The following is a 2,638-nucleotide window of genomic DNA, read 5'->3' on the forward strand; positions in this document are numbered from 1 at the left end:
CGACGAATCCGGCTCCCGTGCGGTCTCGGTCTACTCGCGGGCCGACTCCGGCTCCACCTGGCTGTTGCACGCCGAAGGCTCGTTGAGTCCGGCGGCCGCGCAGCCCGGTTCGGATCTGTCCGCGTGGCCTCCGGTGGGCGCGCAGCCGGTCGACGTCACCGGAATCTACGAGCGGTTGGCCGAGCACGGGTACGGCTACGGGCCGGCGTTCCAGGGCCTGAACGCGATGTGGCGCCGCGGCGACGACCTGTTCGCCGAGGTCGCCCTGCCCGCCGCACCAGGCTTGTCGCCCACCGGCTTCGGCGTGCACCCGGCGGTGCTGGACGCCGCGCTGCACGCCATCATCGCCGGCCAAGAAGCCGGCCCAGCAGCTGGTCCGAATAATGCCGGCGGTGTGCTGGTTCCCTTTGCCTGGCAGGGTGTTTCGCTGCACGCGGCGGGCGCCTCGGCGGTGCGCGCCCGGATCACGCGCACCGGCCCGTCGTCGGTATCGGTGGAATTGACCGACGCGCTCGGGCTGCCGGTGTTGTCCGTGGCGTCAATGGTGGCCCGCCCGGTGACCGAACAGCAGCTCAAGGCCGCGCTCTCGGGTTCGGCCGGTGACCGGTTGTTCGACGTGATCTGGTCGCCGGCACCGGCGGCATCGGCCGGCGGCACGCCGCCGTATCAGCTCTATGAGTCCGAACCGGTTCCCGGGGACACCCTGGCCGGCGTGCACACGGCGACCCACCGGGCGTTGCACATCGTCCAATCCTGGCTGAGCGAACATGATTCAGGTGTGCTGTTGGTCGCCACGCGCGGCGCGATGGCCGGCCCGGGTGAGAGCGTTACCGACCTGGCCGGTGCCGCGGTATGGGGTTTGGTGCGTTCGGCACAGACCGAGCATCCCGGCCGGATCGTGCTGGTGGACACTGACGTGTCGATTGGCGACGACGAGGCTGCGGCGGTGCTGGCGGTCGGCGAGCCACAGGTGTTGTTGCGCCACGGCGTGACGCACATCGCCCGGGTGCACGGCAGCCGCGCGGTGCGCAGTCTGCTGGTCCCGCCCGGCGACGGGCCGTGGCGATTGGGCATGAGCACCGCCGGCACGTTCGAGAACCTGCGCATGGAGCCGATTCCCGGCGCGGCCGATGAGTTGGCGCCACGCAACGTCCGCGTCGCGACCAGCGCCATGGCCGCCAACTTCCGCGACGTCATGATCGCCCTCGGCCTCTACCCCGACGAGAGCGCCGCCATGGGTGTCGAGGCCGCCGGAACGGTCATCGAAACAGGTCCCGCGGCAAGCTGTTTCGCGGCCGGCGACCGCGTCACCGGGCTGTTCCCGGAAGGCACCGGCGCCGTCGCCGTCACCGACGAGCGGCTGCTGATCAGGATTCCGTCCGACTGGTCCGACGTCGAGGCTGCCACCGCCCCGGTCGTTTTCGCGACCGCCTACTACGCGCTGACGACCCTGGCCGACATCCAGCCCGGCCAGCGGCTGCTGGTGCACGCGGCCACCGGCGGCGTGGGCATGGCCGCGGTGCAGCTGGCCCGGCACCTGGGTGTGGAGGTGTTCGCCACCGCCAGCAAGGGCAAGTGGGACACCCTGCGCCGCCTCGGGTTCGACGACGACCACATCGCCGACTCGCGCAGTGTCGAGTTCGAGGACAAGTTCCGCACGGCGACCGGCGGCCGCGGCGTGGATGTGGTGCTGGACTCGCTGGCCGGCGAATTCGTCGACGCGTCACTGCGTTTGGTCGCGCCGGGCGGGGTGTTCCTGGAGATGGGCAAGACCGACATCCGCGACCCGGAAAAGGTCGCGCAACAACACGCCGGGGTGCTCTACCGCGCCTTCGACCTGTTCGAAGCCGGACCGGACCACATCCAGCGGATGCTCGCCGAACTGACCGCACTGTTCGAGGCCGGGGTGCTGCGGCCGCTGCCGGCCACCACATTTGACGTGCGACGCGCGGCGGCGGCCCTGCGCTACCTCAGCCAGGCCCGCCACGTCGGCAAGGTCGTGATGGCCGTGCCGCCGGCGTTGAGTGCTGGGCCCGTGGGTGAGGCGCGCAGCGGTCTGGGCGGTGGCACCGTCCTGATCACCGGCGGCACCGGCATGGCGGGTTCGGCCCTGGCCCGGCATGTCGTCAGCCGGCACCGCGCGCCGAACGTGGTGCTGGTGAGCCGCCGCGGCCCGGATGCGCCGGGCGCGGCGGAGCTGACCGCGGAGTTGACCGCCGCGGGCGCACAGGTGCAGGTGGTGGCCTGTGACGCCGCGGATCGCGAGGCGATGGCCAAGGTGATCGCCGAGGTCCCCGAACGACATCCGCTGACGGCCGTGATCCACGCCGCCGGCACCCTCGACGATGCGGTGGTCACCTCGCTGACGGCGGAGCGGGTTGATGCGGCGTTGCGGGCCAAGGCCGATGCCGCGTGGAACCTGCACGAGCTCACCCGCGAACTGAATCTGCATGCGTTCGTGCTGTTTTCCTCGATCGCCGGGCTGGCCGGCGCCTCGGGCCAGGCCAACTATGCGGCAGGCAATTCGTTCCTGGACGCGCTGGCGGTGTTCCGGCAGGCCCAGGGTCTGCCGGCCATCTCGCTGGGCTGGGGACTCTGGGATCAGGCCAGCAACATGACCGAAGGACTGGCCGCGGCC

The 2,638-nt window shown here is 71.3% G+C and carries 1 protein-coding gene; it reads left to right on the forward strand.

The annotated features are described in order from the left end of the window. The coding region (locus A9X01_RS03945) for an SDR family NAD(P)-dependent oxidoreductase (RefSeq protein ID WP_155771918.1) at positions 1-2,638 on the forward strand (2,638 nt) is incomplete at both ends.

Source organism: Mycobacterium asiaticum, from assembly GCF_001668675.1.
Lineage (GTDB): Bacteria > Actinomycetota > Actinomycetes > Mycobacteriales > Mycobacteriaceae > Mycobacterium > Mycobacterium asiaticum_D.